Origin of the sequence: Paenibacillus sp. MZ04-78.2, from assembly GCF_024213375.1 — a bacterium.
Classification (GTDB): Bacteria; Bacillota; Bacilli; order Paenibacillales; family NBRC-103111; genus Paenibacillus_G.
In genome coordinates, this window is the sequence record NZ_JANAVJ010000006.1 from 67,855 (window position 1) to 93,081 (window position 25,227).

Annotated in this window: 27 protein-coding genes and 1 other annotated feature; of the genes, 15 read left to right on the top strand and 12 right to left on the bottom strand. The window is 56.6% G+C overall.

The window, feature by feature from the left end; translation table 11 throughout:
- Window positions 1-292: 292 nt before the first annotated feature.
- The 4 genes from NLX71_RS06945 to NLX71_RS06960 all read left to right on the top strand — a co-directional run bounded on the left by NLX71_RS06945 (window position 293) and on the right by NLX71_RS06960 (window position 2,023).
- A complete protein-coding gene (locus NLX71_RS06945) occupies window positions 293-394 on the top strand; it encodes a YjcZ family sporulation protein (RefSeq protein WP_254362762.1) in 102 nt (33 codons plus the stop codon).
- Window positions 395-578: 184 nt separating this feature from the next.
- The gene (locus NLX71_RS06950) at window positions 579-773 is read left to right on the top strand and encodes a hypothetical protein (RefSeq protein ID WP_254362763.1); all 195 of its coding nucleotides are present in this window, start codon (window positions 579-581) and stop codon (window positions 771-773) included.
- A gap of 24 nt (window positions 774-797) precedes the next feature.
- Entirely contained in the window at window positions 798-1,616 is an 819-nt protein-coding gene (locus NLX71_RS06955; RefSeq protein WP_254362764.1) for a ferric iron reductase, read from the top strand.
- Window positions 1,617-1,702: 86 nt separating this feature from the next.
- The gene (locus tag NLX71_RS06960; RefSeq protein WP_254362765.1) at window positions 1,703-2,023 is read left to right on the top strand and encodes a DUF2325 domain-containing protein; all 321 of its coding nucleotides are present in this window, start codon (window positions 1,703-1,705) and stop codon (window positions 2,021-2,023) included.
- Between the two features lie 60 nt (window positions 2,024-2,083).
- Here the strand turns inward: NLX71_RS06960 and NLX71_RS06965 are convergent, their stop codons facing one another.
- Together NLX71_RS06965 and NLX71_RS06970 are read right to left on the bottom strand one after the other, a co-directional pair.
- On the bottom strand, window positions 2,084-2,770 hold the full coding sequence (locus tag NLX71_RS06965; RefSeq protein WP_254362766.1) for a FadR/GntR family transcriptional regulator: 687 nt from the start codon (window positions 2,768-2,770) through the stop codon (window positions 2,084-2,086).
- A complete protein-coding gene (locus NLX71_RS06970) occupies window positions 2,767-3,153 on the bottom strand; it encodes a DUF2500 domain-containing protein (protein WP_254362767.1) in 387 nt (128 codons plus the stop codon). Before NLX71_RS06970 ends, NLX71_RS06965 begins: the two co-directional genes overlap by 4 nt.
- Window positions 3,154-3,366: 213 nt before the next feature.
- On the opposite strand from NLX71_RS06970, the gene NLX71_RS06975 reads away from it, so the two are divergent.
- From NLX71_RS06975 to NLX71_RS06985, 3 genes are all read left to right on the top strand, one after another.
- Entirely contained in the window at window positions 3,367-4,893 is a 1,527-nt protein-coding gene (locus NLX71_RS06975) for an FAD-binding oxidoreductase (protein WP_254362768.1), read from the top strand.
- 3 nt (window positions 4,894-4,896) lie between these two features.
- The gene (locus tag NLX71_RS06980; RefSeq protein ID WP_254362769.1) at window positions 4,897-6,270 is read left to right on the top strand and encodes a (Fe-S)-binding protein; all 1,374 of its coding nucleotides are present in this window, start codon (window positions 4,897-4,899) and stop codon (window positions 6,268-6,270) included.
- A 378-nt stretch (window positions 6,271-6,648) separates the two neighbouring features.
- Window positions 6,649-8,343 carry a methyl-accepting chemotaxis protein gene (locus NLX71_RS06985; protein WP_254362770.1) on the top strand — a complete coding sequence of 565 codons (1,695 nt, stop codon included), beginning with the start codon at window positions 6,649-6,651 and terminating at the stop codon, window positions 8,341-8,343.
- A gap of 93 nt (window positions 8,344-8,436) precedes the next feature.
- Here NLX71_RS06985 and NLX71_RS06990 read toward each other — a convergent pair whose 3' ends face one another.
- The 4 genes from NLX71_RS06990 to NLX71_RS07000 form a co-directional block, all read right to left on the bottom strand.
- Window positions 8,437-10,179, bottom strand: a complete 1,743-nt coding sequence (locus NLX71_RS06990) for a HAMP domain-containing methyl-accepting chemotaxis protein (RefSeq protein WP_254362771.1) — start codon at window positions 10,177-10,179, stop codon at window positions 8,437-8,439.
- A 332-nt stretch (window positions 10,180-10,511) separates the two neighbouring features.
- Window positions 10,512-10,637 (bottom strand): Imm53 family immunity protein, encoded by a 126-nt coding sequence (locus NLX71_RS27000; RefSeq protein ID WP_375377897.1) that lies wholly within the window; start codon window positions 10,635-10,637, stop codon window positions 10,512-10,514.
- A 133-nt stretch (window positions 10,638-10,770) separates the two neighbouring features.
- Window positions 10,771-10,998, bottom strand: coding sequence for a hypothetical protein (locus NLX71_RS06995; protein ID WP_254362772.1), 228 nt, complete (start codon window positions 10,996-10,998; stop codon window positions 10,771-10,773).
- Between the two features lie 476 nt (window positions 10,999-11,474).
- The gene (locus tag NLX71_RS07000; RefSeq protein WP_254362773.1) at window positions 11,475-11,852 is read right to left on the bottom strand and encodes a cytidine deaminase family protein; all 378 of its coding nucleotides are present in this window, start codon (window positions 11,850-11,852) and stop codon (window positions 11,475-11,477) included.
- Between the two features lie 640 nt (window positions 11,853-12,492).
- Between NLX71_RS07000 and NLX71_RS07005 the strand changes: the two genes are divergently transcribed.
- The 7 genes from NLX71_RS07005 (at window position 12,493) to NLX71_RS07035 (ending at window position 17,979) form a co-directional block, all read left to right on the top strand.
- Window positions 12,493-13,128: a stalk domain-containing protein gene (locus NLX71_RS07005; protein WP_254362774.1), complete on the top strand. Its 636-nt coding sequence runs from the start codon at window positions 12,493-12,495 to the stop codon at window positions 13,126-13,128.
- A gap of 191 nt (window positions 13,129-13,319) precedes the next feature.
- Window positions 13,320-13,901 (top strand): spore coat protein, encoded by a 582-nt coding sequence (locus NLX71_RS07010; protein ID WP_254362775.1) that lies wholly within the window; start codon window positions 13,320-13,322, stop codon window positions 13,899-13,901.
- Window positions 13,902-14,070: 169 nt separating this feature from the next.
- Window positions 14,071-14,433, top strand: a complete 363-nt coding sequence (locus NLX71_RS07015) for a response regulator (RefSeq protein WP_254362776.1) — start codon at window positions 14,071-14,073, stop codon at window positions 14,431-14,433.
- Window positions 14,434-14,627: 194 nt separating this feature from the next.
- Window positions 14,628-15,026, top strand: a complete 399-nt coding sequence (locus NLX71_RS07020) for a hypothetical protein (RefSeq protein ID WP_254362777.1) — start codon at window positions 14,628-14,630, stop codon at window positions 15,024-15,026.
- 60 nt (window positions 15,027-15,086) lie between these two features.
- On the top strand, window positions 15,087-16,007 hold the full coding sequence (locus NLX71_RS07025) for an alpha/beta fold hydrolase (RefSeq protein ID WP_254362778.1): 921 nt from the start codon (window positions 15,087-15,089) through the stop codon (window positions 16,005-16,007).
- A gap of 110 nt (window positions 16,008-16,117) precedes the next feature.
- A complete protein-coding gene (locus tag NLX71_RS07030) occupies window positions 16,118-17,131 on the top strand; it encodes a phosphotransferase family protein (RefSeq protein ID WP_254362779.1) in 1,014 nt (337 codons plus the stop codon).
- A gap of 137 nt (window positions 17,132-17,268) precedes the next feature.
- Window positions 17,269-17,979, top strand: coding sequence for an HD domain-containing protein (locus NLX71_RS07035; protein WP_254362780.1), 711 nt, complete (start codon window positions 17,269-17,271; stop codon window positions 17,977-17,979).
- 6 nt (window positions 17,980-17,985) lie between these two features.
- Here the strand turns inward: NLX71_RS07035 and NLX71_RS07040 are convergent, their stop codons facing one another.
- The 6 genes from NLX71_RS07040 to NLX71_RS07065 all read right to left on the bottom strand — a co-directional run bounded on the left by NLX71_RS07040 (window position 17,986) and on the right by NLX71_RS07065 (window position 24,623).
- Entirely contained in the window at window positions 17,986-19,158 is a 1,173-nt protein-coding gene (locus NLX71_RS07040) for an aminotransferase class I/II-fold pyridoxal phosphate-dependent enzyme (protein WP_254362781.1), read from the bottom strand.
- A 67-nt stretch (window positions 19,159-19,225) separates the two neighbouring features.
- Window positions 19,226-19,448 (bottom strand) — a binding site (T-box leader).
- A gap of 97 nt (window positions 19,449-19,545) precedes the next feature.
- Window positions 19,546-20,160, bottom strand: coding sequence for an ABC transporter ATP-binding protein (locus NLX71_RS07045; RefSeq protein ID WP_254362782.1), 615 nt, complete (start codon window positions 20,158-20,160; stop codon window positions 19,546-19,548).
- Window positions 20,150-21,091, bottom strand: coding sequence for an ABC transporter ATP-binding protein (locus NLX71_RS07050; protein ID WP_254362901.1), 942 nt, complete (start codon window positions 21,089-21,091; stop codon window positions 20,150-20,152). The genes NLX71_RS07045 and NLX71_RS07050 overlap by 11 nt, the downstream gene beginning before the upstream one ends.
- A gap of 58 nt (window positions 21,092-21,149) precedes the next feature.
- On the bottom strand, window positions 21,150-22,019 hold the full coding sequence (locus tag NLX71_RS07055; RefSeq protein WP_254362783.1) for an ABC transporter permease: 870 nt from the start codon (window positions 22,017-22,019) through the stop codon (window positions 21,150-21,152).
- Window positions 22,016-23,002, bottom strand: a complete 987-nt coding sequence (locus NLX71_RS07060; protein WP_375377898.1) for an ABC transporter permease — start codon at window positions 23,000-23,002, stop codon at window positions 22,016-22,018. The genes NLX71_RS07055 and NLX71_RS07060 overlap by 4 nt, the downstream gene beginning before the upstream one ends.
- 25 nt (window positions 23,003-23,027) lie before the next feature.
- Entirely contained in the window at window positions 23,028-24,623 is a 1,596-nt protein-coding gene (locus tag NLX71_RS07065) for an ABC transporter substrate-binding protein (protein WP_302058115.1), read from the bottom strand.
- A 276-nt stretch (window positions 24,624-24,899) separates the two neighbouring features.
- Here NLX71_RS07065 and NLX71_RS07070 point away from each other — a divergent pair, with 276 nt between their 5' ends.
- Window positions 24,900-25,223: a metal-sensitive transcriptional regulator gene (locus NLX71_RS07070; protein ID WP_254362786.1), complete on the top strand. Its 324-nt coding sequence runs from the start codon at window positions 24,900-24,902 to the stop codon at window positions 25,221-25,223.
- Window positions 25,224-25,227: the final 4 nt, after the last annotated feature.

Here is a 25,227-nt window from a genome sequence, read left to right on the forward strand (position 1 = left end):
CCTCCCTACGCCTTTACTATAGCATGTCCGAGAGAAAATTGGTGTGAAAAAAATCACAAAGTCAGTCGAAAAATGGTTGATCCTGTTGTTTCGGTGTTATTATTGTCGAGGATTCGACATGTGCTTCCGGATTCTTTTCGCATTTAAAGTGCTGTAACCTGCCAAAAGAATGGGTTCGTCTCCTTAAATGATCCTCCTCACTCGTCCATACCGATTATTCGTCTTCTGCATACATTGATATTACGAATATCCGATTTGGGGAGTATGGCGGGTATTCAATTTTGTCGAAGGAGTGATCAATGTGGGTGGTTTCGGCGGTTTCACATCGACAGGCGTCATCCTGGTTCTGTTCATTCTGCTTGTGATTGTCAGCTGCAGCGCCTTGTTCATCTGAGCTTCACACGTGAAAACAACGGCAAGCCGGGCGCCTGTGAGGGCCCGGCTCTTTCCAATTGAAGCGGGCTATGAACATTAGGAGAAAAGTGGTAACCCATTGACAACGAGAATGATAACCATTATCATTTGTATTATGCATGTTATTGAGAATCATTATCATATAATAAAAGGAGGAGCCGTCCGTGGGTTTGCTGTATGAGCTGATCAGGCAAAGGAACCTTAGCCTGGCAGGCAGCATTGCGGACCGTTCGATTCCTGTCAGACCACAGTCGCAGCCGGAAGAGCTGGTACGGTTCATACATACAGAGGATATCGGTTCAAATGTTGGAAGACGGAAAGGCTCAGGGGACTTCGCAAGAGCGCCCGAGCGCCAATAACCGAAACGGGAAGGGAGAGCGGCAATGGGGCAGGCAAGGAATGAAGCGCTGGCGGAGCAAGGTCTCGGCGAACTGGAGGCGCAGTTTTTTTTCATACGGGAGCTTCCCGACGAAGGGGAATTATCGGTCAAGCTGTCGCAGCTGTTCGAATGTCGGCATGTGGACATGCTTCTGACGAATTACGGCAAATATATCCGCGCGTTGGATGAGCAAGCGCCAGCCACTTATTTTAGCAGCTGGCTCGGAACCCTGTGCGCGGCGCAGCAGCATATGATCAGCCGGCATGATGCGGCGTTCGATTTTTCGCCGGGCAATCTGACAGCCAATTTGTATCTGAAGGAAGGCCGCCCGATGTTCGGGTTCCGGCTGCATGATGCCAGAACGTTGTCGGTGCCTGAGGGGGACCGGACCGAGTGGAGGCGTCAAGTGCTCTCCGCTTTATACGGAGAGACGCTTCGGCCGCTGCTTGCATCGCTGGCGCAAGCGGCAGGGCTCGATGCGGGGCAATTGTGGGGGCAGATCGCGACCCGGATGTACTATGCGCGGGATATGGCTGTTGCCCAAGCGGACAGCGAAGAGCTTCGGGCTAAGCTGACGGAGGACTTTCAGGCGCTGCTGTCGGACTTGCCGCCGGACGTATTCGGCCGGCCGCGGCATCCGCTCGATGTGAAGTTCCGCTACGTCGACGACCCGCGCAAGCCCGGAGAGCAGCTGCGGATGAAAGTCAGCTGCTGCCTCGCTTACAAGACGGATACGGATCACGGATATTGCTATACCTGTCCGCGGATGAGCAGTGCCGAGCGCGAGGAACGGAAGCTCAAGCTGCTCGCGGGCGCGAAATAACGAGAATCGAAGGCATACGCGATAAAAATACATGCACGGAAGGCTCTCTCAGGAGATAGCCCGTTAACGAAAAGGAGGCTCGAAACATGCCGTCGATTTTGGTCGTAGGAGCGGATCATTTGGGCAATATGCCCGATCATCTGGCGAATATCGGTTTTGACGAAGTGGTGCATATGTCCGGACGTAAATGCCAAATGGTGAAGAAGGGGATTCCGGAAAAGGTGGATGCGGTGCTTGTGTTGACGGATTACGTCAATCACAATTTGACCAAAGCCATCAAGCAGCAAGCGAAGGAACAGGATGTGCCGATTTATTATGCGAAGCGTTCGTGGTGCTCGGTGCAGAAGGCGCTCTGCTCCTGCGCGGAAGACTGTGAATGGTTGAAAAAGGGCGGAGCCGCCCATTAAACGAGGAAAGCCCGCCGGAATATGCCGGCGGGCTTTTTCGGTATGAGCAGCTGTGCGTCGTCAGGCTTCGTAGGTTAAACGGCGGAGCATCTGCTCCACCTTGCGCAAGTGGGAGGCGACGCGTTCCCGGGCAAGGGCTGCGTTCTGCAGCAGGACCGCGTCGATGATGGCCCGGTGCTCTTCGGAGAGCCGGGCCGTCTGGCTCTGCTCCGCAAACAGCCACAGTCGGCGGCTTTCCCGCATCGTCGGACCCATGGTCAGGAAAAGCGTCTCCAGCGTGCGTACGAGCAGCTCGTTGCCGGACGCTCCGGCCAGCTTCAGGTGAAACCGGATATCGCATTGCTCCAGCTTGTCCTCGTCGGTCAGGGAAGCCATCTCGGCGAGGATTCCGTCCAGTTCGTTCAGATGGTCGTTGCTGCGGCGCGCCGCGGCCAGTGCCGCGCCTTCGGTTTCCAGAATGAAGCGCAGCTCAAGCCATTGCCGGAGCTGCTCCACGTTCCCGATCTCGGGCGCTTCGATCTGAAGCGGGCCGCTATTGCGGAGCACGAACGTTCCGCCGCCGTGGCGGACGTCTACCCAGCCGTGCGCTTTGAGCGACATGAGCGCTTCCCGGATCGTGGAGCGGCCGACGCCAAACTTCACGGCAAGCTGCTCGACCGAGTCGATGCGGGAACCGACCGGCCAGACGCCCTGCTCGATTTGCTCGCGAAGGGCGTCGGCGACGATTTCATAGCCTTTGCGGATCATGAATGCTCTTCCTTTCTCATGCGGACAAAATCAATGAAGCGGGTGCCCTGATACGTCAGCTCGCCGAAGTCCCCTTCGACCAGCAGTCCGTATTGGGGACCTTTTAAAGGAAGCTCAACCCGCCCGCCGTCCTCGAATTCGAAGGTCGCGAAATATTTCGTTAACGCGCTCGAATCCCCGGACCCGCCCGACACGCGTTTGGCGACGACCCGGCCGGGGACGGTAAGACGCTCGGACGCATTGTTGGCAGACCAGACGGAGACGGAATAGAAAATTCCGTACAAGACGGCGCCTACGATCAGAACCAGAATAAGCACAAAGAAGAAGATGAAAAAAGGCGGAGGCCCGTCGAAAGGGCTCCATGAAGATGGAAAAAAATCCATGGCATTCCCTCCAGTAGAGACGTATACCAAAATAATACGGCCGCTTATGCAGGACGCGGCAGCGTGCAAGATTTCCCTTATTGTACCATGCTTACCCGGGTGAATCATATCGGCTTGCGGAAAGTCTTTAGCATTGACGGAGGAAGCCGGGTCCTTTTATAATAAAGTCATCAGATGACCTGACTAATTCAGGGACATACGGGAGGGATGGCTTTGCTGGCTGCAACGGTTTGTCAAGAATTAAGAAGCATTGTCGGGGACGCTTGGTTCCGCAACGATACCGAAACACTCGTTTCGTACAGCTACGATGCTACGCCACTGTATCAATCGATGCCGGACGGCGTTATTTTCCCGGCTTCGACGGAAGAAGTGTCGGCGGTGATGCGCGTCTGCGCCCGGCACCGGATTCCGGTGGTCACCCGCGGGGCCGGCAGCAATCTGTGCGCGGGCGTCGTGCCGCTGCACGGCGGGCTGATCATGGTTATGACGCGGATGAACCGGCTTGTGGAGATCGATCAGGACAACCTGACGGCGACGTTCCAGACTGGTCTGAATACAAAGCGCTTTCATACGGCCGTCGAGGAGACAGGGCTGTTTTATCCGCCGGACCCGAGCAGCATGATCATCTGCACGATGGGCGGCAACATCGCCTTGGGCGCAGGCGGGCTGCGCGGACTCAAGTACGGCACGACCAAGGATTACGTCATCGGGCTTGAAGCGGTGCTGGCGAGCGGGGAAGTGCTGCGGACGGGAGGCAAGCTCGTGAAGGATGTCGCGGGCTACGACTTGACGAGGCTGCTCGTAGGGTCCGGGGGCACGCTGGCGATTTTGACGGAAGCGACGGTTAAGCTTGTGCCGAAGCCGGCGTACCGGCGGGCGATGATCGCGGTTTTCGCCGATTTGCCTGCGGCGGCGCGGACGGTGTCGCAGATTATTGCGAACCGGATTACGCCTTGTACGCTTGAGTTTATGGACCAGGCGACGATCGAGGTGGTGGAGGCGTTTGCCAAAATCGGCCTTCCGGTCGATGCACAGGCGATCCTGGCGATCGAGCAGGACGGCGACGAGGCGCAGGTAGAGAAGGATCTGCAGCTGATCGAGACGATCTGCAAACGCGAAGGGGCGATCCAGGTGAAGGTGGCCGAGACTCCGGAGGAAGGGGCCAAAGTGATGGAAGCCCGGCGCAGCGCGCTGGCGGCGCTCTCACGGCTGCGGCCGACAACCATTCTTGAGGACGCGACAGTGCCGCGCTCGAAGATTGCCGATATGGTGCTGGAGGTACAGCGCATTGCGGCAAAGCACAACGTGCGGATCTGTACGTTCGGCCATGCGGGAGACGGCAACTTGCATCCGACGGCGATGACCGATGCGCGGGATACGGAAGAGATTCACCGGGTGGAGCTCGCGTTCGAGGAGATTTTCGACGCGGCGATCCGGCTCGGAGGCACGATCACCGGGGAGCACGGCGTCGGGCATGTCAAAGCGCCGTATCTCGAATGGAAGGTCGGCGCGTCCGGCATCAGCCTGATGAAGCGGCTGAAGCATGCGTTCGACCCGGACGACTTGCTCAATCCCGGCAAGCTGTTCGCAGAGACGCGCAAGCGTATTGTGTTTAAGTCGGAGCCGGGAACTGAAACGAGCGGAAGCGCGGGACAGGAGCAAGCCGACGCCGGGGAAACGGGTTCGCCCGGCGCCCCGCTTGAGGACGGCCGCGGGCCGTCGACGAAAGGCGGTGCGTGACGCATGAGCGCGGAGATCAAACAATTGACCGAGAAGCTGCAGCTTACGCTCGATCCCGATCAGCTTACCAACTGTATGCGCTGCGGCTTTTGCCAGACGGCTTGTCCGACGTTTCAGGAGACGGGGCTGGAGGCGGCGTCGCCGCGGGGCCGGATCGCATTGATGAAGGCCGTCTATGACGGAAAAATGGAGCCGGACGCGGCGTTCCGCTCGCAGATGGACCTGTGTCTCGGCTGCCGCGCTTGCGAGCCGGCCTGCCCGTCGGATGTCAAGTACGGTCAGCTCATCGAACAGGCCCGCGAGTCGATCGCGGCGGTAACCGCCGAGCGATGGCCGGTACGGACGGTGAAGCGGCTGTTCATGGAGCGGCTGTTTCCGCATCACGACCGGATGCGGCTGCTCGGCTCGTCGCTGAAGCTGTACCAGACGAGCGGTTTGCAGAAGCTGGCGCGCGGGCTTGGCGTCATGAAGCTGTTCCCGACTCATATGCGCGAGATGGAAGCGGTGCTGCCGCAAGCGGCCGGCGACGGCGTCATCCGCCGTTGGGAGAAGCTCGGCCTGCCTGCCCGCTGGGAACAGGGGGAAGGCGGACAATCGCTGCTCGTGATCCCGGCCGAAGGCGAACGTCTCGGGCGGGTCGGGATGTTCCGCGGCTGCATCATGGATGTGCTGTTCACGGAGACGAACGTGAACACGATCAAGCTGCTGCGCTTGGCGGGCTACGAGGTCGTTGTCCCGGCCTCGCAGACATGCTGCGGCGCGCTGCACAACCATGCCGGCGAACGGGAGAGCGCCCGCCGTCTGGCCCGGACCAACATCGCCGCCTTCGACGCGGCCCGCGTCGATGCGGTCGTCAGCAACGCTGGCGGCTGCGGCGCCACCTTGAAGGAAGTGGATCACCTCCTTCACGGCGATCCGGGAGAGGCGGGGGCCCGCCGGTTTGCCTCGCAGGTCCGCGACGTGTCGGAGCTGCTCGCCGAAGGGCGTCCGCTGCCGCTGAAGCCGCTCAGGCAAGGGGAGGAACAGGTCACGGTCACGTACCAGGACTCGTGTCATCTGCGCAACGTGATGCGCGTCGCCTCGGCCCCGCGGCAGCTTATCCGGACCGTGCCCGGCGCGAAGCTGCAGGAGCTGCCGGACGCCGACCGCTGCTGCGGCTCCGCCGGAATCTACAATTTGACGCAGCCGGAAATGTCCGCCAGCGTGCTCGACCATAAGATGGAGCAGGTGGAGCACACCCGGGCGCACGTCATTCTGACGGCGAATCCGGGCTGTCTGCTTCAGATGAAATGGGGCGTTCACCGCCACGGGAAAGACAAGACGATGCAAGCGATGCATCTGGTCGATTTTCTCGCCGAATCGGCGGGGCAGAGTTAGTCCGCAGCGTCACCCGACAGCCGGCATATCCTTTAAGGATATGCCGGTTTGTCGTGCCGCCGTCGCAAGGAAGCTGCGAATCGGAACTCCCGCAGCTACGGAGCTTCCACGCTCTATGACTGGACGTTCGCGAAACTTCAACGGAATACTGCGCCTGCTCTCCAAGTAAGGCAGAAGCTTGCCTTTTACGCCTCCTTTTCCTGCAACGAACTCCTCTCCGGGCTGGCTTATTTATGCATAGACATATAAGCCGCTCCCCAATCCCGCACTCCTGATCGACGGCTATTGTAAAATTTTGCGTGTCAAATTTTTGTCTAAAATTGTCGATAAATATGTTGAAAAATGTCGAATAATATCAGGACTTCAGGGGGACTGCGGATGAAGATTTCAAGCTGGTTAAAGGTAATGGGCGCAATTTTATTAGTATTATCGCTGCTCAACTGGTTCAGTGTCAGCAAGCTGGAGAGCGGGATCGCTCAGGAACGGCTGTCGGTACAACGGCAGGCGCAGTTCAAGCAGCTCGGCTTTGACTTGAAGAACGCCTCCGATTACTTGACCGAAGAGATGAGAAGATATGTCCAGTTCGGGGACAAGCGGCACTACGACAATTATTGGAAAGAGGTCAACGAGACCAAGTCGCGCGATAAGGTCGTCGAACAATTGAAAGCGCTTGAAGCGCCGCAGGAAGAGCTGGATTTGATCGAGAAAGCGAAGACCAGCTCCGACACCTTGATCAAAACCGAAGAAGCCGCCATGAAGGCGGTGGAGGAGAAAAATTTCGACAGTGCCCGGAAGCTGATGTTCGGCGAACAATACGATGCGAGCAAGAAAGAAATTATGGGCTATATCGAGCAGTTTCAGACCAAGATGAACACCCGGGCACAGCAGGAAGCGGACGCGGCCCGTCAGACGGCTACCGCCATGATGAGCTTCGCCGTGATCCTGCTGGTGGTGACATTCTTGACCTTGTTCGGCATTTTTATCTTGATCTCTATCAAGCTGCGGCCTTTAAAAACGGTGAATGAGAAAATTGCCGAGCTGGCCAGCAACGGCGGCGATCTGACGGCCAGGCTGACCTCGAATACGAAGGACGAGATCGGCGAAATCGCACGCTCGCTTAACCGGATGCTGGACAGCCTGCACGGCATGATCAAGGAGATTACCGGCACCTCCGAGAAAGTATGGGAGACGTCGGAGAAGCTGATTGCCAATACGAAGCAGACCTCTGCCGCAACCGAAGAAATCGGCAAGCGGATGGCGGTGATCGAGCAGGGGGCCGTCATTTCGGTGCAGAACACGCTGGACGGATCGCGGGCCATCGAAGAAATGGCCAAGGGCGTGCAGCGGGTGGCCGAATCGGCTACCGAGCTGTCCGAGGCCGCCGTGGATACGGAGAAAGAAGCTGTGGACGGCTTCGGACATATGGAGCAGGCCCAACGGCAAATGGATCAGATCGACGAGTCCGTTACCAAATCCGCTCAGATCGTGGCCAAGCTGGACGAACGCTCATCCGACATCGGGCAAATTGCCGATACGATCGCCACGTTGTCCAACCAAACGAATCTGCTTGCGCTCAACGCTTCGATCGAAGCGGCCCGGGCGGGCGAGCATGGCCGGGGCTTCGCGGTCGTGGCGGCGGAAATCCGCAAGCTGGCGGAAGGCTCCGCAGCCTCGGCAGGCCGAATCGCCGAGCTGCTCCAGGAAATTCGCAGCGATTCGACAGAAACGGTCAAAGCGATGCAGCAGGTAAGCGAAGAGGTAGCATTGGGCAGCCACAAGGTGCGAGCTGCCAGCGATTCGTTCCAAAAAATATTGCAGGCCACCAAGGAGGTCTCCGCCCAAATCCAAGAGGTTTCGGCCATTTCTGAGGAGATGGCGGCAGGCTCGGAGGAAATCGCCGCCTCCGTCTCCGATATGGCCGATGTCGCCAGAGAATCCTTGGACGGCGTACAGATCGTCAACGACAAAACCCAAGCGCAAACCGCTTTGGTGCAGGAGGTCTCCTCCTTGTCCGAAGGACTGAGCCGGGAGGCGGAAAATCTGGAGACGCTGGTCCGCAAGTTTAACATATAAGCATGAAACATCGTGCGAAATGGAAAAGGGAGGAAGTCCGCGGCTAAAATGCTGCAGGGACTTCCTCCCTTTTTTTGGACGCTTGGAGCGACCTTACAATTTGAACCGATTGACCAGTTCGGACAAATCCTGCGCCGTGCGGCTTAACGATTCCGCGGACGAAGCGATTTCTTCGGCAGATGCGAGCTGTTCTTCGGTTGTAGCGGCAATCGTCTGCGTCGACTCGGCGGCATGTCTGGCAATTTGGCTCATCTCCGAAGCGGAAGCGGACACCTGCTCCGAGCCTGCCGCCATTTCTTGGACTGCCGCGGCCACTTCCTGAATTTTGCCGGATACGTCATTTGCGGTGCGGGTGATTTGCTGGAACGCGTCATCCGCCTCGGTAACGGCTTGGAGCCCGACTCGCACCTCCGACAAGCTGCGGTTCATCGTGAGTACCGCTTTGGACGTATCGGTTTGAATCTGCGTGATGATGTCCGAAATGCTTTGGACGGCTTCGCCGGACTGCTGGGCAAGCTTCTTCACCTCGTTCGCGACGACGGCGAAGCCTTGCCCATGCTCTCCCGCTCTTGCCGCCTCGATGGAAGCGTTGAGCGCCAGCAGACCGGTTTGCGAAGCGATGTCGTTGATGATCTGCAGAATGCTGCCGACGTTCACGGAATGCGTCTCCAGCGTCTGGATATCGGCGCTTGCGTGCCCGACGGATTCGCTCAGGGCGTTCATTCTGCTTCTCGCCGCTTGAATGGCATCATTGCCATGCTGCGCTTGAATGGCGGATTCTTGAGACAGCTCGGATACGTCCGACGTCGTTTCGGCGATACGTTGAATGCCTGCAGCCATCTCTTCCATCGCTCTTCCGGTTTCGTCCGACCGCATCAGCTGACTTTCCGCACCGGAGGCCATCTCTTGGATGGAGAGCGTAACGGTTTTGGTCGCTGTCGTATTTTGCTCTGAGCTGGCTTGCAGCTCCTCGGACGAAGCGGCAACCGTCGTGGATGCCTCTTGGATTTGTATTACGTTCATTTTTAGTTGGGATACCATTTCGTTCAGGGAAACGACCAGACTTCCGATCTCGTCCTTTTGCTTGACCGCGAGCGGTTCGACCGTCAAGTCGCCGCCGGACACCCGGTGCAGCGTTTCGGATACGAGCTTCACGGGCCTGGATATGATGCGGATCATCACGATGACTAAGGCGATTCCGATCACGACCGAAATGGCGATCATCCCGGTCGTAAGCCCGATATTACTTTGGTAGATTTGTCTGCTTTCCTGCGTCGACTTCTTAGCGCCGTCGTTATTGATTTTGATCATTTTATTCAGCAGCTTCTGCATTTCATCGTATATTTGTTGGGATTGCACCATCAATGCCGTGAGTTCTTTTTCCTGCTTCCCTGCGCCTCGAACCAGGTCGATTTGCTTGCCTAACGCTAAGGTGCGGTCAAAAACTTCTTTATAACTGTTCCATTTTGCCCGAAGCTGCTCCGTATTGATGCGATCTTCGTCGTTGGCGTACGGGTCGCCGTATGAATTCAATTGCTTATCGATCTCTGCAAACGTGGTAGCGGCTTCCTGGGTGTATTGTTGTTTTTGTGAGACATCTGGATTGCTTAAAATTTCATATTGCAGAACAAGAACGTGTTCTGTCAAATAATTGACATTGTTGGCAATTCCCACTCCTGAAAGCCAAATGCTGGAGATTTCCTCCGTCTTGGATTGCATCTTTGCCCCCCGACCCAGTGAGGTGAGGCCGAGGCCGGCCAGCAGCAAGATCAGGAGCAGAAAAGACAAGAACAGCTTTCTCCCGACCGATAACATAAAGCGATGTTTACCCATCATGTTTCTCCCCTTTGTTGTGGTTATCTCCTTTTATCGACAAAATCCGATAAAATCGTTAGGTATCTTCCGGGTAAATTTTTGGCTGCTAAAATGAATTGGAAACATATGGTGTCTATGCGATTTTGTGCTACACTGTAATCGAAAGGGATGATTGTCCAGTGAAAATAAAGTTTTAGACTGAGCAGCTTGATTTAACAGGATTTATGAGGTCAAAAATCGTCAGCTTTCAAATATTAAGTATTAGACTGGCACAAGAAATCAAACAGCGGCGGACCAAGACTGAAAAATAAAGTCTTAGACTGCCGCTGTTGTCGTTCAACTATCGTTCTCCGTTAGTTCAATTCCACCCAGTTTTTAAAAATGGCTATAATCTCCTCCAAATTAGAAGGACCACCAGACCCTTTAAATGAACCCTTGTCTAGCCTACATTGAATCCAATCTTTGAACCGAATCGGAATTGTCTTTCGTTAGCATAGCCATTAGCATTCAAACGACGGGAATGTGAATTTGGAAAGTTGAGCATGAAATGTACCTTCCCATGACTCCCATTGTTGTAACGATACCTGTCCAACAATTTGTAACCCCGAGGGTTCAACTGAAGCATATAAGTAGTTTTGATGACAACCCTTCCTCGCCAAACCACATAGGACAATGAGTCTCTTTAAGGAGATATTGCGGTAATACTGAATACACTTGCTTAAGTTGTTCCCATGTCCCATCACTAAACTCATGGAAATTTAAGCAATACACTCTATCTATAAAAACTATGCTTTGTTCGTTTGTTGCAAGCTCATTATTATCATAAAAACAAATATCCATTAGTCGCTCCTCCTTACTAAGACTGTCTTCTGAAGAATAATTTCAACACACTTAGCGCAATGGAACTGTCGCTTAGATCCCCAGAAGCCTCACGAGGAAAAATGTTTATATGTAAATCGAACTCAATCAATTTCATGAACTATAACATGTTTAATATTCGTGCTCAAATTCTGTAGTTCTGCTCTTGTAAAAGTGGGATATAAGAGAACGTTCTCAAGATCCTCTAGCGCAAACCATTGATAGATCAATTTGTATGGTTGCCCAACCTCTTTGCCGAAGATAATCTTCTCTTTCTCAAATACACTGCTATTCTTGTCCACACATAAATGAATCAAGAAGTAAAAACCCATTTCGTGATATTTTTGATTTTCATGTTCAAAAAAGGTTTCTGCAACCCAAAGTAGTCTTTCCGTTCGTACTTCCATGCAGCACGATCAGCGGGTATCCGTCGCCACGGGTTTCGTAGTATAGATGTCTCATCGCCAATCATATGGCAACAGTTCTTTCAGTGTAACAATCAGCCCATTTTCTACCATAACTTCTGTCTTTAAATTATCATCGTGTATTTGACTTATAAATTCTCTGCACCGTCCACATGGCGGCATAATATTCCCATCACTCCCGATTGCAATCATCTTTAATACTCTATTTTCACCTTGCGTTATCATGGTTGCAGCGGCAGCATGTTCTGCACAAAAACCCATAGAGCAAGCCGTATCGATGCAAACCCCTGTATATATTTTTCCACTTTCAGAAAGGATTGCTGCTCCAACTCCCCCTGCACTTGCATATTCCGATAGCTTTCGTGAATATATTACACTTTTTGCCTTCATGTAGAGTTCATCAAATGTCATTTTGATCCGCCCCTCACTTTTTAATTTTTGAAGAAGACTAAAGGAATGCTTAATCTCCACCAAAGCATTCGATAAAACTCGGCGCCAAATCGTTTCTTAAAAGTATTTGTTGATTTTTTCTGTGCGGGAGAAATCCTTGCTTTTTTACATCTTCGGCAAGCTGCCCCGGATTTTTAAAGCGCTCAAAAAAGGGAAGCGCATATTCGTTTATTTGTTGAGTTATTTCTGCAATGACTCGTTCCCGCTCCGAATAGGCATCAACACTATACAGCGGCCAATCATCGGCTCTTTTTGTTAATCGGGCTAACGAGGTGGAAAACACAACATTCGATAAGAGGCTCAGCTATCCGCTGACAGGTGTATACAAAAATTTCTCTTGGCTTAGTACCTTTGTCAAATTCTCTTTTTTCCAGACTTACTCACTCTCCAATGTAGTATAAACTTGCTAAAAAGCTTGCCCTTGATCCGGTCCCCGCTTGCTACAATGGCGTACTCGCCGCCCCTTTCCCAAACGGAAGAAGTTCTTTCTCCATAAGCTCACCCTCTCGATGAACAATTTTGTAATCTTTTTACATGCTAACCTTGTCTTAACCCTAGTATAATGAATAGGACCACAATAACGAATCCAAGGGAGGTACCCATGAAAAAATTTATACTTGGACTGCTCTGCGGAGCCGTGCTTGCCGCGTCTACCGCCGTTTACGCTTCGGACGAGATCCGGGCGACGCTGTTTCCCGTAAAGCTGCAATTTAATGGAGAGGCTCGCGATACGGGCTCTCGGTTCGCGATTTTGAATTATGACGGTCATACATATGTACCGCTTCGCTTCATGGCCGAAAACTTGGGGGCCGGGGCTGCTTATGACAATGAAGCCCGTACCGTCTCGGTCGTTTCCGAGCCAAAGAGCGCCAGCGACGCACAGAAAAAAATATGGGCGGCAACGTACCGCCTCGAACGCGGTATGGAAGCCAAGGACGTGAAGAGCGTGTTGGGCGAACCGTCTTTCCTGACGCTGATCGACAGCTCCAAGCAGCAGTTGTGGCGCTACGACTTCGGGGCATCAGCCGGCTACAGAAGCGGTGGTCTTAGCGCCGACGCCGACGGCTTGCGCCGCGGCGACTTGGAGGGGCAGTTGTTCATTCGTTGGAACGCAAGCGCACAAGTCGACCGATACGAGCTGTGGACAGTGAAGAAAGCCGCGGACGGCTCTCGTAACGTCTCCACCTTCACCGTATACCCCGACGGCTCCACAAGCGGGTCCGCCGTCGCAAATTAGGCTGGAAGCCGGTTCCTTCGGGGCCGGCTTATTTTTGCGCGGTGGGAGAGACATCGAATACATTAGACGCAGGGTGAATGCTGTTGGTTGCTGGCGTATGCAAAATTTTGGATATGTGGCGCGTATTTGTTTCCAATCCTTGGACATACTATCGGTGTTCCGAAATATCCATTCCAGTTCAGGAGGTTTTTATGCACACGCAGCAACGTTTTGCCGCCCATGAATTTCTGGAAACCCAAGAGGCGGTCCGTACGAAAGGGGCGCACATCGAACTGTACGGTGTTCTGTTCTCGATGGCGCAGGATACGCATTTGAAAGATATTTTGTTCAATCAGCAGCGACGGATGCTGGAAGGCTACGATTACGGCATCGGCCTGCTGAAAGGCAGAGGCATCGCCATGACGCCGCATACGCCGGAGCTGCGCATTTACGAAAGACCGCAAGCCGGACTGCAGCAGCCATCCATGCCGGCGCCGAATCCGAACGCTACGCAGTTGTCCGATGTGTCCATCGCGACCATTGCGCTGAATCTTCATAAAACCGGCTCGGCCGTCGCCATGCTGTGGGCCTGCGAATGCGTAGATCCGCAAATTCGCCAGTACCATGCGACCTCGGCGAACATCTGCCAGGAAATGGCTTGGGAGCTGTTCCAGTACATGAACTACAAGGGCTTCTACCAAGCCCCGCAGCTAGCCGACCATACGATGCGTACTATGATTCAGGCCGTACAGCCTGCGGAGCCGCAGCAGCCTTACCAGACGCATTTTCAATAACAGTTTCCACTGCTTTCGGAAGCCGGGCGTTCTCTTGTTCAGGAGAACCCCGGCTTTTTGGCGCTTGATTATTTGATCGGAAAAACCTTCCTTAACCTAACAGTTTCTTAACAAAGCTCTGTCATAATTAAGGATACAACATCACCTTAGACGGTTGGGGGTTTTGCCTATGGCTAAAGTAATGGTAGTCGATGACGCCGCTTTCATGCGGATGATGCTGCGAACGATGCTGATGGAGGAAGGACACGAAGTGGTGGCGGAAGCGACGAACGGCATGGAGGCGGTTAACGTTTATTTATCCGCCCGGCCCGATCTGGTCACGATGGATATTACGATGCCCGAGCTGGACGGGGTTGGAGCGGTCAAAGAAATCCGCAAGCACGACCCGGACGCGAAGATCATCATGTGCTCCGCCATGGGCCAAAAGGGCATGGTGCTGGAAGCCATTACGGCTGGAGCGAAGGATTTTATCGTCAAGCCGTTTCAAAAAGACCGCGTCATCGAGTCGGTCAACAAGGTGCTCGGCTTGTAAACACGCCCGGCGGCAGCAGGGTTACCGACTGCCGTATTCGTAACGGGCTGGAATCCCATTCCCTTTTTGTAAATGAAAACCGGTCATTTTCGCCGTAGGGCGGAACGGCCGGTTTTTGTGCAAGCGGAGCAACCTTTTCGCGGTTCGTCAGGTCTAATGGATAGAAGTTACATAATTGGCGGGAGGATGGACCGGTGGCAACGATCGTATGGCATAAACCGAGCGGGCGGAAATATCTTTTTCTGGGCCCGGGATTCGGCGCTTACAAAGCGCAAAGAGCGAGTGTGCTTGGAGGCAATTGGTTTCCGCACGAGGAATCGGGCGAAATCATGGTGGCGGCGGTGTGCGACGGGAACGGAAGCATCCGCTGGTTTCCGTCGGAAGAGCTGCAAGTGCTTGAAATCGACGGCAAGCCCGTGAGCAGTTGGTTCGAGAGCTTGGCCGATCCGGACGCACTGCTGCCGTTAGACAAAGACGATCCATGCGGCGCGGAAGCGGGAGCCGTTGAGCAATGCCCGGCCTGTTTGACACGTGTGCGGGCGGAAGAGCGGGAATGTCCGTCCTGCGGACTTACGTTAATCATGGAATCGTGAGCATCCGGGATAGAAAACAGCGGTAGGAACGGGAGTGCATCTTTTGCGAAGGGGAGGGGCATGCTAGGAATTGCATTTACTTCCAATTTGGAAAAGAAAGGCGGTGAAGCGGTCGTGCCCTTCGCCAAGATTAACGGAACGACGCTGTACTACAAAGTGAAAGGCTCCGGCGTTCCGATCGTGTTCATTCATCCTCCGATGCTGACGAGCAGCAATTTTGCGGACCAGATGGAGCAGCTTTCGAGCAGGTACCAGATTATTGCGTTCGATATTCGCGGCCACGGACAGAGCGGGCAGTCCTCGGAGCAGCTTACATACACCCTACTGGCGGAAGACATTTGCGGATTGCTCGACCATTTGGAGCTGAAAAAAGCCTATTTATGCGGGTATTCGACCGGCGGGTCGGTCGCGCTGGAAGCGCTGCTCCGCTATCCCGACCGGTTCTACGGGGCGATTCTGATCAGCGGTATGTCGGAGCTGAGCGACTGGTACCGGCGCAGCGAGGCTTGGGCGGCGGTCGGGCTAATGGGGCTTCGTGCCAAACGGATTGTCGCGGCGGTCATCGCTTGGGGCAACTCGAACAAATGGAAGACGTTCCGGCGTCTTTACCGCACGGCCAAGGAAGGACATCTGCGGAACGTGAACGACTACTTCAAGTGCAGCCTGACGTACAACTGCACGGAGAAGCTGGGGCAGATTCAAACGCCTATCCTGCTCCTCTACGGGGAGAAAGATAAAGAATTTCACCGGTATGCCCATATCCTCCACCGCAGACTGCGCGACAGCACATTGCATTTCTTACCCAAGGTCGGCCATCAGCTTCCGACCAAATCGGCGTCGTTGTTGAATGCGTTAATCCGCCAATGGATCGACGAGCGTCATCCTTGGAAGACGGCGGACAAATCCCGGCAGCCGGCGCCGTCCTTGCCCGCGTTTCTCCCGCCGGATGTGCCGCAGATTGAAGAGACGACAGAGGTGTAGGTGTCCGGCTCGACGATTCGCGCAGGGGGACATGTGCGTTAAGCGCCGAACGGCGAACAACTAAGCGCTCTAAAACGATGACGTTAAACAAGGGAGAGGGGATAGGAAAAGTGGATGTGCAGCTCGCTGAAAAACAAGTGGAGACGTGGGCAAAAGCCAGCGCACGTTCGTTAGGGTTCAAAGGGGCGAAGATCGAAGCGAAGTATATTTGGAATCCGGGAGGATTTGTCAACCAGTCCTATCGCTTATCTGATGGCGAAACGGTTCGGCATCTAAAGCTCGCGCAAGAATATAGAGCCCCGCTTCTGCAGCAGTGGGCCAGGTTGAGCGGGTATTTGACCAGCCATTATCATGCGCCGCGGCTTTTCGAAGAGGTGACTCAAGAAATCATTCCCGGTTATTCGTACGGTTTAGTGTTCGATTATATTCAAGGAACCCCGCTAAGCTCTTGTTCCGATCCAACAGCCGTTGTTGAAAACGTCCTGAAAGCATTGAACCGGCTGCATGCGGATCAAGAGTTCAAGAAGGGAGTCGAAGCCCACACCCGCTCGTATTCGGAAGCGTTTGCCGAGGAGTACATTGTCCGATTCGAGGAGGATCTGGAGACGATCAGGTCTGAACGCCATTTGCTTGACTTCGTGTCAGACGACGCCTTGGATTGGTTTGATTCGGAAGTAAGGACCTTAAAGCGGCTTGTATATCAACTGCCTTCTTTTCAAATGAAAGCTAGGGATACCGTACATAACGATCTAAACTGGCACAACGTATTAGTGGAAGGAGACGGAAGTTATTGGATTATAGACTGGGATGATTTAACCGTGAATGGAGATGCTGCCATGGATTATTCCGTCTTCCTTTGGCCGCTCCACCGCTCCAAGGATTGGCCGTTTTGGGAAAAGCGACTCCGCGATTTGGAAGGCGGTGAACCATTCGAACGGATGGAGGTTTATTTCAGGGCGAAGCTGCTTGACGACGTGATCGATGTTCTTGCCGATTACATTGAAGCGGAGAAGCTGCCCGAGGTGAAGGAACGAACGCAGCAAGAGGCAAAAGAAACGCACCTTCGCGCTTACCCCGAATATCTTGGGCGATATGCCAAGGTGCCGGGGAAATTGCAAGGATGAACCCCGCAGCGTTCCTGATCTTGCCAAATGTATTGCGCCCGGCGGGAATCACTCTGATTGCCACCTTCTTTGCGTGCCGCTCCGAGGCGTAGTACAATGGCGAGACGATACAGAACTCGGAGAGGATGACTACGCTTATGGACCCGATCAAACGAGAAAAGCTGCTGGAGCAGGCGGCCGTTTATGTGAGAGCCGAACTGGAACGAGACAGCAGCGGCCACGACTGGTGGCATATTGTCCGAGTGACCCGCACAGCCAAGCGGCTGGCGGCGGTCGAACGCGCGGACGCGTTCATCTGCGAGCTGGCGGCTCTGCTGCACGACGTAGCCGACGAAAAGCTGAACCCGAGCAAGGAAGCCGGACTGCAAAAGGTGGAGAACTGGCTCGCCGAAGCGGGAACGGACGAAGCGGACCGCACCCATGTCATGGACATCATTTCGACGATGTCCTATGGAGGAGGACACGGCCAGCCGATGCGTACCGCCGAAGGCCGGATTGTGCAGGACGCGGACCGCCTTGATGCGATCGGCGCGATCGGGATCGCCCGCGTGTTCGCCTACGGCGGTTGGAAGGGCCGACCGATGCACGACCCGGAGCTGCCGGTTCGCGAGCATATGACGCCGGAGGAATACCGCAGCCATCCGGGAACGGCGGTCAACCACTTTTACGAGAAGCTGCTGAAGCTCAAGGATTTGATGAACACGGACGCCGCCCGCGCCTTGGCGGAGGAGCGGCACCGCTTTATGGAGCGGTATTTGGAGCAGTTTTATAACGAATGGGACGCGGTAGACGCGGCGTTTGATCCCGCCGGGGAGACGGCTTCTCCGACCGGGACAACGTCCCGCTGATCCGGTTCACTCGAATTGCTTCAGGAAGCGGCCCATCCGCTCGATCGCCTCGGTCAAATTTTCCACCGAAGACGCATAAGAACAGCGGATATGGCCTTCCCCGGCGAAACCGAGAGCGTTGCCGGGCACGACCGCAACCTTCGTCTCCTCCAGCAGCCGCCAGGCGAACGTCTCGGAGGAAAGGCCCGTGTGCCGGATCGACGGGAAGGCGTAGAAGGCTCCCCGGGGCTCGAAGCAGGGCAGGCCGATCTCTTGGAAGCCCTTCAGCACGAGCCGCCGCCGCTGATTGTACGAGTTGACCATCTCCTTCATTTCCTCCGTCCCGTTCCGGAGCGCTTCGATAGCCGCTTTTTGCACCGTGATGGGCGCGCAGATCATCGTGTATTGATGGATTTTCGTCATCGCGGCGATGACTTCGGGATGTCCGCAAGCGTATCCGAGCCGCCAGCCCGTCATGGCGTACGCCTTGGAGAAGCCGTTCAGCAAAATCGTCCGGTCCCGCATCCCCGGCAACGACGCAAAGCACGTATGCTCGCCCTCGTAAGTCAGCTTGTCGTATACCTCGTCGGAAATGACGATCAAGTTATGCTTTTCCACGACTTTGGCAATGTCGAGCAGATCTTCCCGGGGCATCGTCGCGCCGGTCGGATTGTTCGGATAGTTGAACAGCAGCGCCTTGGTTCGCGGCGTGATCGCAGCTTCCACCAGTGCGGCGGTCAGCCGGAAATCGTTGTCTGCCGTCGTGGTCAGCGGAACCGGCACGCCGCCTGCCATCGTGACGCATGGCCCGTACGATACGTAGCACGGCTCGGCGATCAGTACTTCGTCTCCCGTGTGGACGATAGCGCGCAAAGCAAGATCGACCGCTTCACTAACTCCGACCGTAATCAGCACCTCGCTGCGGGGCTCGTAGCGCACGCCGTAAAACCCGTGCAGATGAGCGGCAATTTCCTCCCGCAGCTCCAGCAAGCCTGCGTTGGACGTGTACATCGTGTATCCTTGCCTCAAAGACTGAATCCCCGTTTCCCGGATCGCCCAAGGCGTCACAAAGTCGGGCTCTCCGACGCCGAGCGAAATAATGCCGGTCATCTCCGATGCGAGATCGAAAAACCGCCGGATGCCGGACGGCGGCATATCCCGGATGACGGGGGAGAGTCGTTCGGACCAATTCAAAGTCATAACCATTCACCAGCTTTTCATGGATTTGTTCGTGCACATTTGCAAATAAAAAAGCCCCCGTCCCCAAAAAAGGGACGAGAGCTATGCTCACGCGGTACCACCCTCGTTGACTCCACTACATGCGAAGTCCACTCGGTCCTATAACGGCGGAACACCGGCCAACTCCTACAGCTGCAAGCTTCAGAGGGCGACTCCAGGGTGGCTTTCGGCAGGGTTTCTTTCCCGGGCTCGCACCTTCCCCGGGTCGCTTGGAAATACACCGTGCTTACTTTCCCCATCGTTGTCTTTCACGAAAATAATTAACAGTACTATAGCACGGGTTGTTTTCGGCTGTCAATCGTCTCTTCGGGCAAGCTTCACCGCGACAGCACATTGACCATCCAAAGCTCAGTCCGCGCCCGTAAGCTCGTTCCAATTCACGACGTCGGTGCAGAGATGCCGGATCAAGCCCGGCTCGTGGCTGACGACGAGCACGCCGAGCTGCCGTTGCCGTGCGATCACGAGCACGGCCTGCCATATTTGCGCCTGCGTGATCGCGTCGAGCATCGTCGTCATTTCGTCGGCGATGAGAAACCGCGTTTGCGGCCCGAGCGCCCGCGCGACGCAGAACCGCTGCAGCTCGCCGCCGGACAATTCGCCGGGGCGGCGGCGGAGCCATTCCTGCTCGATGCCCAGCGCCTCCAAGAGCGCCGGATCGGGCGCTCCGCCTTCGCGCAGGACGCGGTGCATCGGCCACTTCGGATTCACCGCCTTCTCCGGGTGCTGGAAGACGAGCTGCACCGGGTGGTAGCCGCTGCGCGGGAGGAGATTGCCGCCTAAAGTAATGCGCCCTTCCGGCGGCTCCTCATACCCGGCCAGCAGCCGGCCGAGCGTCGTCTTGCCGCAGCCGCTCGGACCGACGAGTCCGGTCAATTCCCCCGGCGTTAGCGTCAGATCGACACCCCGGAACAGCCAAACGTCCCGGCCGCGCCGGTACCCAAGACCTCGCGCTTCAAGTCGCATGGATGCACCTCACCGTCCCGCCGCGCAGCTCCCGCATCTCCGGCCGTTCGCGGCTGCAATCCGGGCCGGCCGCGGCGCAGCGCGGCGCGAACAAGCAGCCCGGCGGCAGCGCGGACGGATGCGGCTGGACGCCGGGAATCGGCGTGAAGCCGTTCTGCGGCAGCGCCTGCCAGAGCGCCCGGCTGTACGGATGGCGCAGCCGCGCTCCGTCGCCGGAGAAGTCGGCGGCGGGCGACGTTTCGACCGTCGTCCCGGCATAAAAGACGGCGACGTTGTCCGCGAAGGGAAGCACCGACTCGATGTCGTGAGTGATGAGCAGCACGGCGCAGCCTTCGTCCGCCAGCTCGCGGAAGCGGCTTAGCGTTTCCCGCACCGCCGCGGGGTCGAGGCCGGGCGTCGGCTCATCGGCAATGACAAGCCGCGGGCCGCCGACCGTCGCCGTCGAGACGAGCACCCGCCGCGCCATGCCGCCCGACAGCTGGAACGGGAACAGCCGCTCGGTCCCGGAGGCGAGACGGTAGCGGTCGAAGATGCGGCGGACTGCGGCGACCGCATCGCCCTCGCGGACCGAGCTCCGCACTTGGTCGCCTACCCGCATCAGCGGGTCGAGGAAATTGACCGATTGCGGCACCAGCGCAATCTCCTTGCCGCGCAGCGCCTCCTGCCGGGCAGGGGTCAGCGGTTCGCCCTCGTACCGCAGCGTCCCGGAGACGGCCGCATTGTCCGGCAGGATGCCGAGGATCGCGTGGGCAAGCAGGCTTTTGCCGGAGCCGCTCGATCCGACGACCGCGAGCAGCTCGCCCTGTCCGATCGTGAGATGCAGGCTGCGGATGACCTCGACTGTGGACTGCCGCAGTCCGCGGTCGTACCGCGTGAAAGCAACGGACAAATCGTTCACTTCAAGTACGGGCACATGAATAGGTTCAGGCATAGATTCAGGCACGTTTCGCCAAGCCTCCTCTTTTGGTCATGCTGCGGGGTCGGATGCTTCAATTCTGCGGATTCCGCGGATCGAGCAGCAGACGCAGACTCTCCCCGGCCCGGTCGAACGCCCGGACGACGATCAGCAGGCAGAGGCCGGGGAAGACGGCCAGCCACCACATGCCGGTCGACAAATAGCGCATCGACTCGGACAAAATAATGCCGATCGCTGGCTGGTGTGGCGACAAGCCCAGGCCGATAAACGTCACGCCTGCTTCATGCAGAATGGCATGCGGGAACAAAAGCAGCAGCCCGACGAGCAGCTGCGGCAGCAGGTGGGGCAGCATATGCCGCGTCGCCACTTGCCAGCGGGACTGTCCGAGCCGCCGCGAAATTTGCACGAATTCGGCGCTACGCAGCTGTAGTACTTCCGCACGAATGACCCGCGCCAAGCTCGGCCAGTGTGTCAAGGCGATGCCGATCACGATGCCGCGCATGCCTCCGCCACAGACGAACGCGATCAGAATGAGCGTGACGAGATGCGGCACGCTCAGAAACAAGTCGATCAGCCAAGCGACGATCCGGTCGGCCGTCCGGCCCATCGTCGCGGCAATCAGCCCGAGCGAAGCCGCAATGACGACGCTGGAAAGGGCACCGATCAAGCCTACCTGTACGCTTAATGCAAGGCCTTTGAGGGTGCGGGTAAACATATCTCGCCCAAGCCAGTCGGTGCCGAACGGATGCTGCAGTGACGGCGGCAGATTGCGCCATTCCAGCCGGGTGGACAGATTGTCTGGGCTGAGCAGCAGCCCGATGAACAGGGTTCCCAGAATCAGCACGGCCGCGCCGATCGCCGCAAGCAGCGCCCGATGCCTCCGGCCAAGCCGGGCACGCGGCCGCAAGCGTTCCGTATCGTTGATCGTCCGTAGATTACTCATAGCGCCCGTCCCTCCCGGATTCGCGGATCGACCAAGCGGTAGAGCAAATCCGCGATCAGATTGCCGGTGAACACGAACAGGGCGCTGAACAGCACGATGCCGAGCAGCAGCGGAACGTCGCCCCGCAGCCCTGCTTCGACGGTGGCCTGTCCGAGGCCGGGATAAGAAAATACCTGCTCGGCCAAGACGGCCCCGCCGAATAGCTCGCTGAACGCGGTGAACTGGAGCGACAAGGCGGGCAGCGCGATATTGCGCAGGCCGTGCCGCCGGAACAGCCGGAAGCCGCGCTCGCCGCGGGCCCGGGCGAACAGCACGTAGTCGCTGCCCAGCACGTCGAGCAGCTTTTGCCTCGTATGCAGCGCGATATTCGAGATGCCGACGACGCTTAAGGTCAGCGCGGGCAGAATTATATGCTGCACCCGGTCGCTCCACGTGACCTCCTGCGCCAGCACCCCGGCAGGGACGCCCAGCGCGACCGGAAACCAGCCCAGCCACACCCCGAACAGCAGAAGCAGCAGCAGGCCCATCCAGAACGCGGGCGTGGAGGCCAGCGTATAGCAGTACCATTGGATCAGCCGGTCGATCCACGTATCTTTCTTCATCGCGGCCAAGCTGCCTGCCGCAAAGCCGAGCAGGCCGGACAGCAGCCAAGCGGCGATCATTAGCGCCAGCGAACCGGCGAACCGCTCGCCGATCACCTCCGCCACCGGCCGGCGGTAAATCATGGAGGTGCCAAGGTCGCCTTGCAGTAGAGCGGCTCCCCAATTCGCGAAGCGTTCGGCCGGGGGCTTGTCGAGTCCCCAATGCTCGGCGATCTGCTGCCGCTGCTCCGGGCTCACCCGCGTCATGTCGGCCCCGACGTAGGCTTGAATCGGATCGATGGGGGAGGCGCTGACGAGCACGAAGGAAATCGCGCTGATCGCCGCCAGCAATGTGACCAGCCGGACCGCTTTCAAGCCTAAAAACGTAAGCAAGCTGCGCATCATCTCATAACCTCATTTTCCGGGCCTAGTACATCCAATTCCATTCTTCGATATTGTCCGTAACCGGCCAGCCGTGGCCGTGCGGATGAATGCGCTGCTTCCCGATATTCAGCTTGTCCTTGACCAAATACAGATGGTCGATGTTAACCAGCCACGCCCATGGCGCGTCGCCCTGCGCGCTGACGCCAGTCGTGCCGTCCCATTGGGCTTTTTTCCAAAATTCCCAGGCGTCCTCTTCCTTCGTGGCCCGGAGCGCCTTGTCCATCCAGGCGTCAACCGCCGGATTGCTGTAATACCCGTTGTTGTAATATTCGATGCCGCGGTATTTGCTGCTGTACACGTTGTACATTTCGAGCGGATCGTTGCTACCCCAGCCCATCATGACAGCGCTGGAATGCATCAGCTTCTTGATATCGTCCCAGCTCTTGCCTTCGACGCTCACTTGAATGCCGACCGGCTTCAGCATGTCGGCCACGGCCAGTGCCAGCGATTGCCGCGTTACGTCGCCCGGAGGGTAGATGAGCGGAAATTGCGCTTTGAGCGCTCCCTTCTCCAAGATGCCGTCGCCGTCGGCGTCTTTCCAGCCCGCATCGGCGAGCAGCTTCTTCGCGCCTTCGACATCGGCGTCGGGGGTGACTGTCTGCGGATTCCACCAGGGCAGCCGGTCGTTGATGGTGTAGGCCGGCGTGCCGTGGCCTTCCAGCACGCCTTGGACCAGCGCTTTGCGGTCGATTGCCGTGTTGACGGCTTTGCGGATCGCGATATCGGCCGTCACATCGTTGCCGATGGGATTGCCGTCCTTCGTAGTAAGCCCGGAACGGGTATAAGGGAACACGATGCCGCGGTTGTCCACGGTATGTACGGCTTCGACCCGCATCCCGGCGACCGGCTGCTTGCTGAAGGCGGCGGGGATGTAGGCGGCGTCCACTTTTCCGGCTTTGGCGGCGGCATAAGCGGCATCCTCGTTCAGGAACAGAAACGTCAGCTTTTTGAAAAACGGCTTCGGCCCGTAATAATCGGGATTCGCCTCGACGATCACCTGCTGGCCCCGGTCCCACTGCACAAGCTTGTACGGCCCGGACCCGACCGGCTTCTGGGCATAGTCTTTGCCGTGGGCGTGCTTCGGCACGATGCCTGTCTGGACGAGCAGCGTCAGGAACGTCGATTGCGGCTCCTTGAGCGTAAACTTGACCGTGGCGGCATCCGCGGCTTCGACGCTCTTCATATTCGTGAGATCGATAATGGAGCCGTTTTTGGACGCCGCTTCGAACGTATACTGCACATCGGCGGCTGTCACCGGCTTGCCGTCGGAAAACTTCGCGTCGCTCCGCAGCTTGACGGTCCATACCGTTCCGTCACCGCTCACCTCGTAGCCGGTTGCCAGATCGTTTACAAGTTTCATTTCGGCATTCCGCTTCAGCAGTGTGCTCTGAAACAGCGGCGAGCCGTACCGTCCCCAGCCGGTCGTCGGATCGAAACCGGCCTCCGGCTCGGAGCCGACGGCCAGGATCAGCCCGTCCTTGGCGGCGGCAACCGGGGGTTCTTCTTTTTTAGCGGTCGGGGTGGTGCATCCGGTTAAGATAAGGCCAAAAATAATTCCCCATAAGATCACCCTGAACATTGCAGGCTTGTTCACGTTTCTCAACTCCAAATCCGTAGTTATCTTACTCGTCCTTTTCCATCGTGTTACGATTTAAAAATATTGTAGCACACGCTATAGGGGGAGTCACTACACGAACGGACAAAAAAGCCGGCCGGACCCGGCGCTCAGGCGTCGTTTAGAATCGCTTGGAAAATGGAAAACTAAAGCCAGACAGTTGCATGAAAAAAATGCAATTCATCCGTTGACATAGGGTAGGTGGGTATAGTAATATAAAGCCAAGAGGAGGGAAGGCAATTGGAAAACAATACGGAGGCGGAACATTGCTGCTCCACGGACAGCGAGCGAAAAAGCCATCATTCCGATAAAGTTAAAGCCAATCTCGTCACCCGGTTGAACCGCATCGAAGGCCAGATCCGGGGCGTGAAGGGCATGATCGAGAAAGACACGTATTGCGACGACGTCCTTAACCAGATCGCCGCGATCCAATCGGCGCTGAACGGCGTCGGCAAGCTGCTGCTCGAAGGCCATATGAAGTCCTGCGTCATCGAGCGCATTCAAGCGGGCGAGCACGAAGTCGTCGATGAATTGCTTACCACCATCCAAAAATTAATGAAATAAGGAG

Coding starts and splice junctions, on each gene's coding strand:
- NLX71_RS06955 (WP_254362764.1), top strand. CDS start 798: ATGGGGCAGGCAAGGAATGAAGCGCTGGCGGAGCAAGGTCTCGGCGAA.
- NLX71_RS06960 (WP_254362765.1), top strand. CDS start 1,703: ATGCCGTCGATTTTGGTCGTAGGAGCGGATCATTTGGGCAATATGCCC.
- NLX71_RS06965 (WP_254362766.1), bottom strand. CDS start 2,770: ATGATCCGCAAAGGCTATGAAATCGTCGCCGACGCCCTTCGCGAGCAA.
- NLX71_RS06970 (WP_254362767.1), bottom strand. CDS start 3,153: ATGGATTTTTTTCCATCTTCATGGAGCCCTTTCGACGGGCCTCCGCCT.
- NLX71_RS06980 (WP_254362769.1), top strand. CDS start 4,897: ATGAGCGCGGAGATCAAACAATTGACCGAGAAGCTGCAGCTTACGCTC.
- NLX71_RS06985 (WP_254362770.1), top strand. CDS start 6,649: ATGAAGATTTCAAGCTGGTTAAAGGTAATGGGCGCAATTTTATTAGTA.
- NLX71_RS06990 (WP_254362771.1), bottom strand. CDS start 10,179: ATGATGGGTAAACATCGCTTTATGTTATCGGTCGGGAGAAAGCTGTTC.
- NLX71_RS06995 (WP_254362772.1), bottom strand. CDS start 10,998: ATGGATATTTGTTTTTATGATAATAATGAGCTTGCAACAAACGAACAA.
- NLX71_RS07000 (WP_254362773.1), bottom strand. CDS start 11,852: ATGACATTTGATGAACTCTACATGAAGGCAAAAAGTGTAATATATTCA.
- NLX71_RS07005 (WP_254362774.1), top strand. CDS start 12,493: ATGAAAAAATTTATACTTGGACTGCTCTGCGGAGCCGTGCTTGCCGCG.
- NLX71_RS07010 (WP_254362775.1), top strand. CDS start 13,320: ATGCACACGCAGCAACGTTTTGCCGCCCATGAATTTCTGGAAACCCAA.
- NLX71_RS07015 (WP_254362776.1), top strand. CDS start 14,071: ATGGCTAAAGTAATGGTAGTCGATGACGCCGCTTTCATGCGGATGATG.
- NLX71_RS07025 (WP_254362778.1), top strand. CDS start 15,087: ATGCTAGGAATTGCATTTACTTCCAATTTGGAAAAGAAAGGCGGTGAA.
- NLX71_RS07035 (WP_254362780.1), top strand. CDS start 17,269: ATGGACCCGATCAAACGAGAAAAGCTGCTGGAGCAGGCGGCCGTTTAT.
- NLX71_RS07040 (WP_254362781.1), bottom strand. CDS start 19,158: ATGACTTTGAATTGGTCCGAACGACTCTCCCCCGTCATCCGGGATATG.
- NLX71_RS07045 (WP_254362782.1), bottom strand. CDS start 20,160: ATGCGACTTGAAGCGCGAGGTCTTGGGTACCGGCGCGGCCGGGACGTT.
- NLX71_RS07050 (WP_254362901.1), bottom strand. CDS start 21,091: ATGCCTGAACCTATTCATGTGCCCGTACTTGAAGTGAACGATTTGTCC.
- NLX71_RS07055 (WP_254362783.1), bottom strand. CDS start 22,019: ATGAGTAATCTACGGACGATCAACGATACGGAACGCTTGCGGCCGCGT.
- NLX71_RS07060 (WP_375377898.1), bottom strand. CDS start 23,002: ATGCGCAGCTTGCTTACGTTTTTAGGCTTGAAAGCGGTCCGGCTGGTC.
- NLX71_RS07065 (WP_302058115.1), bottom strand. CDS start 24,623: ATGTTCAGGGTGATCTTATGGGGAATTATTTTTGGCCTTATCTTAACC.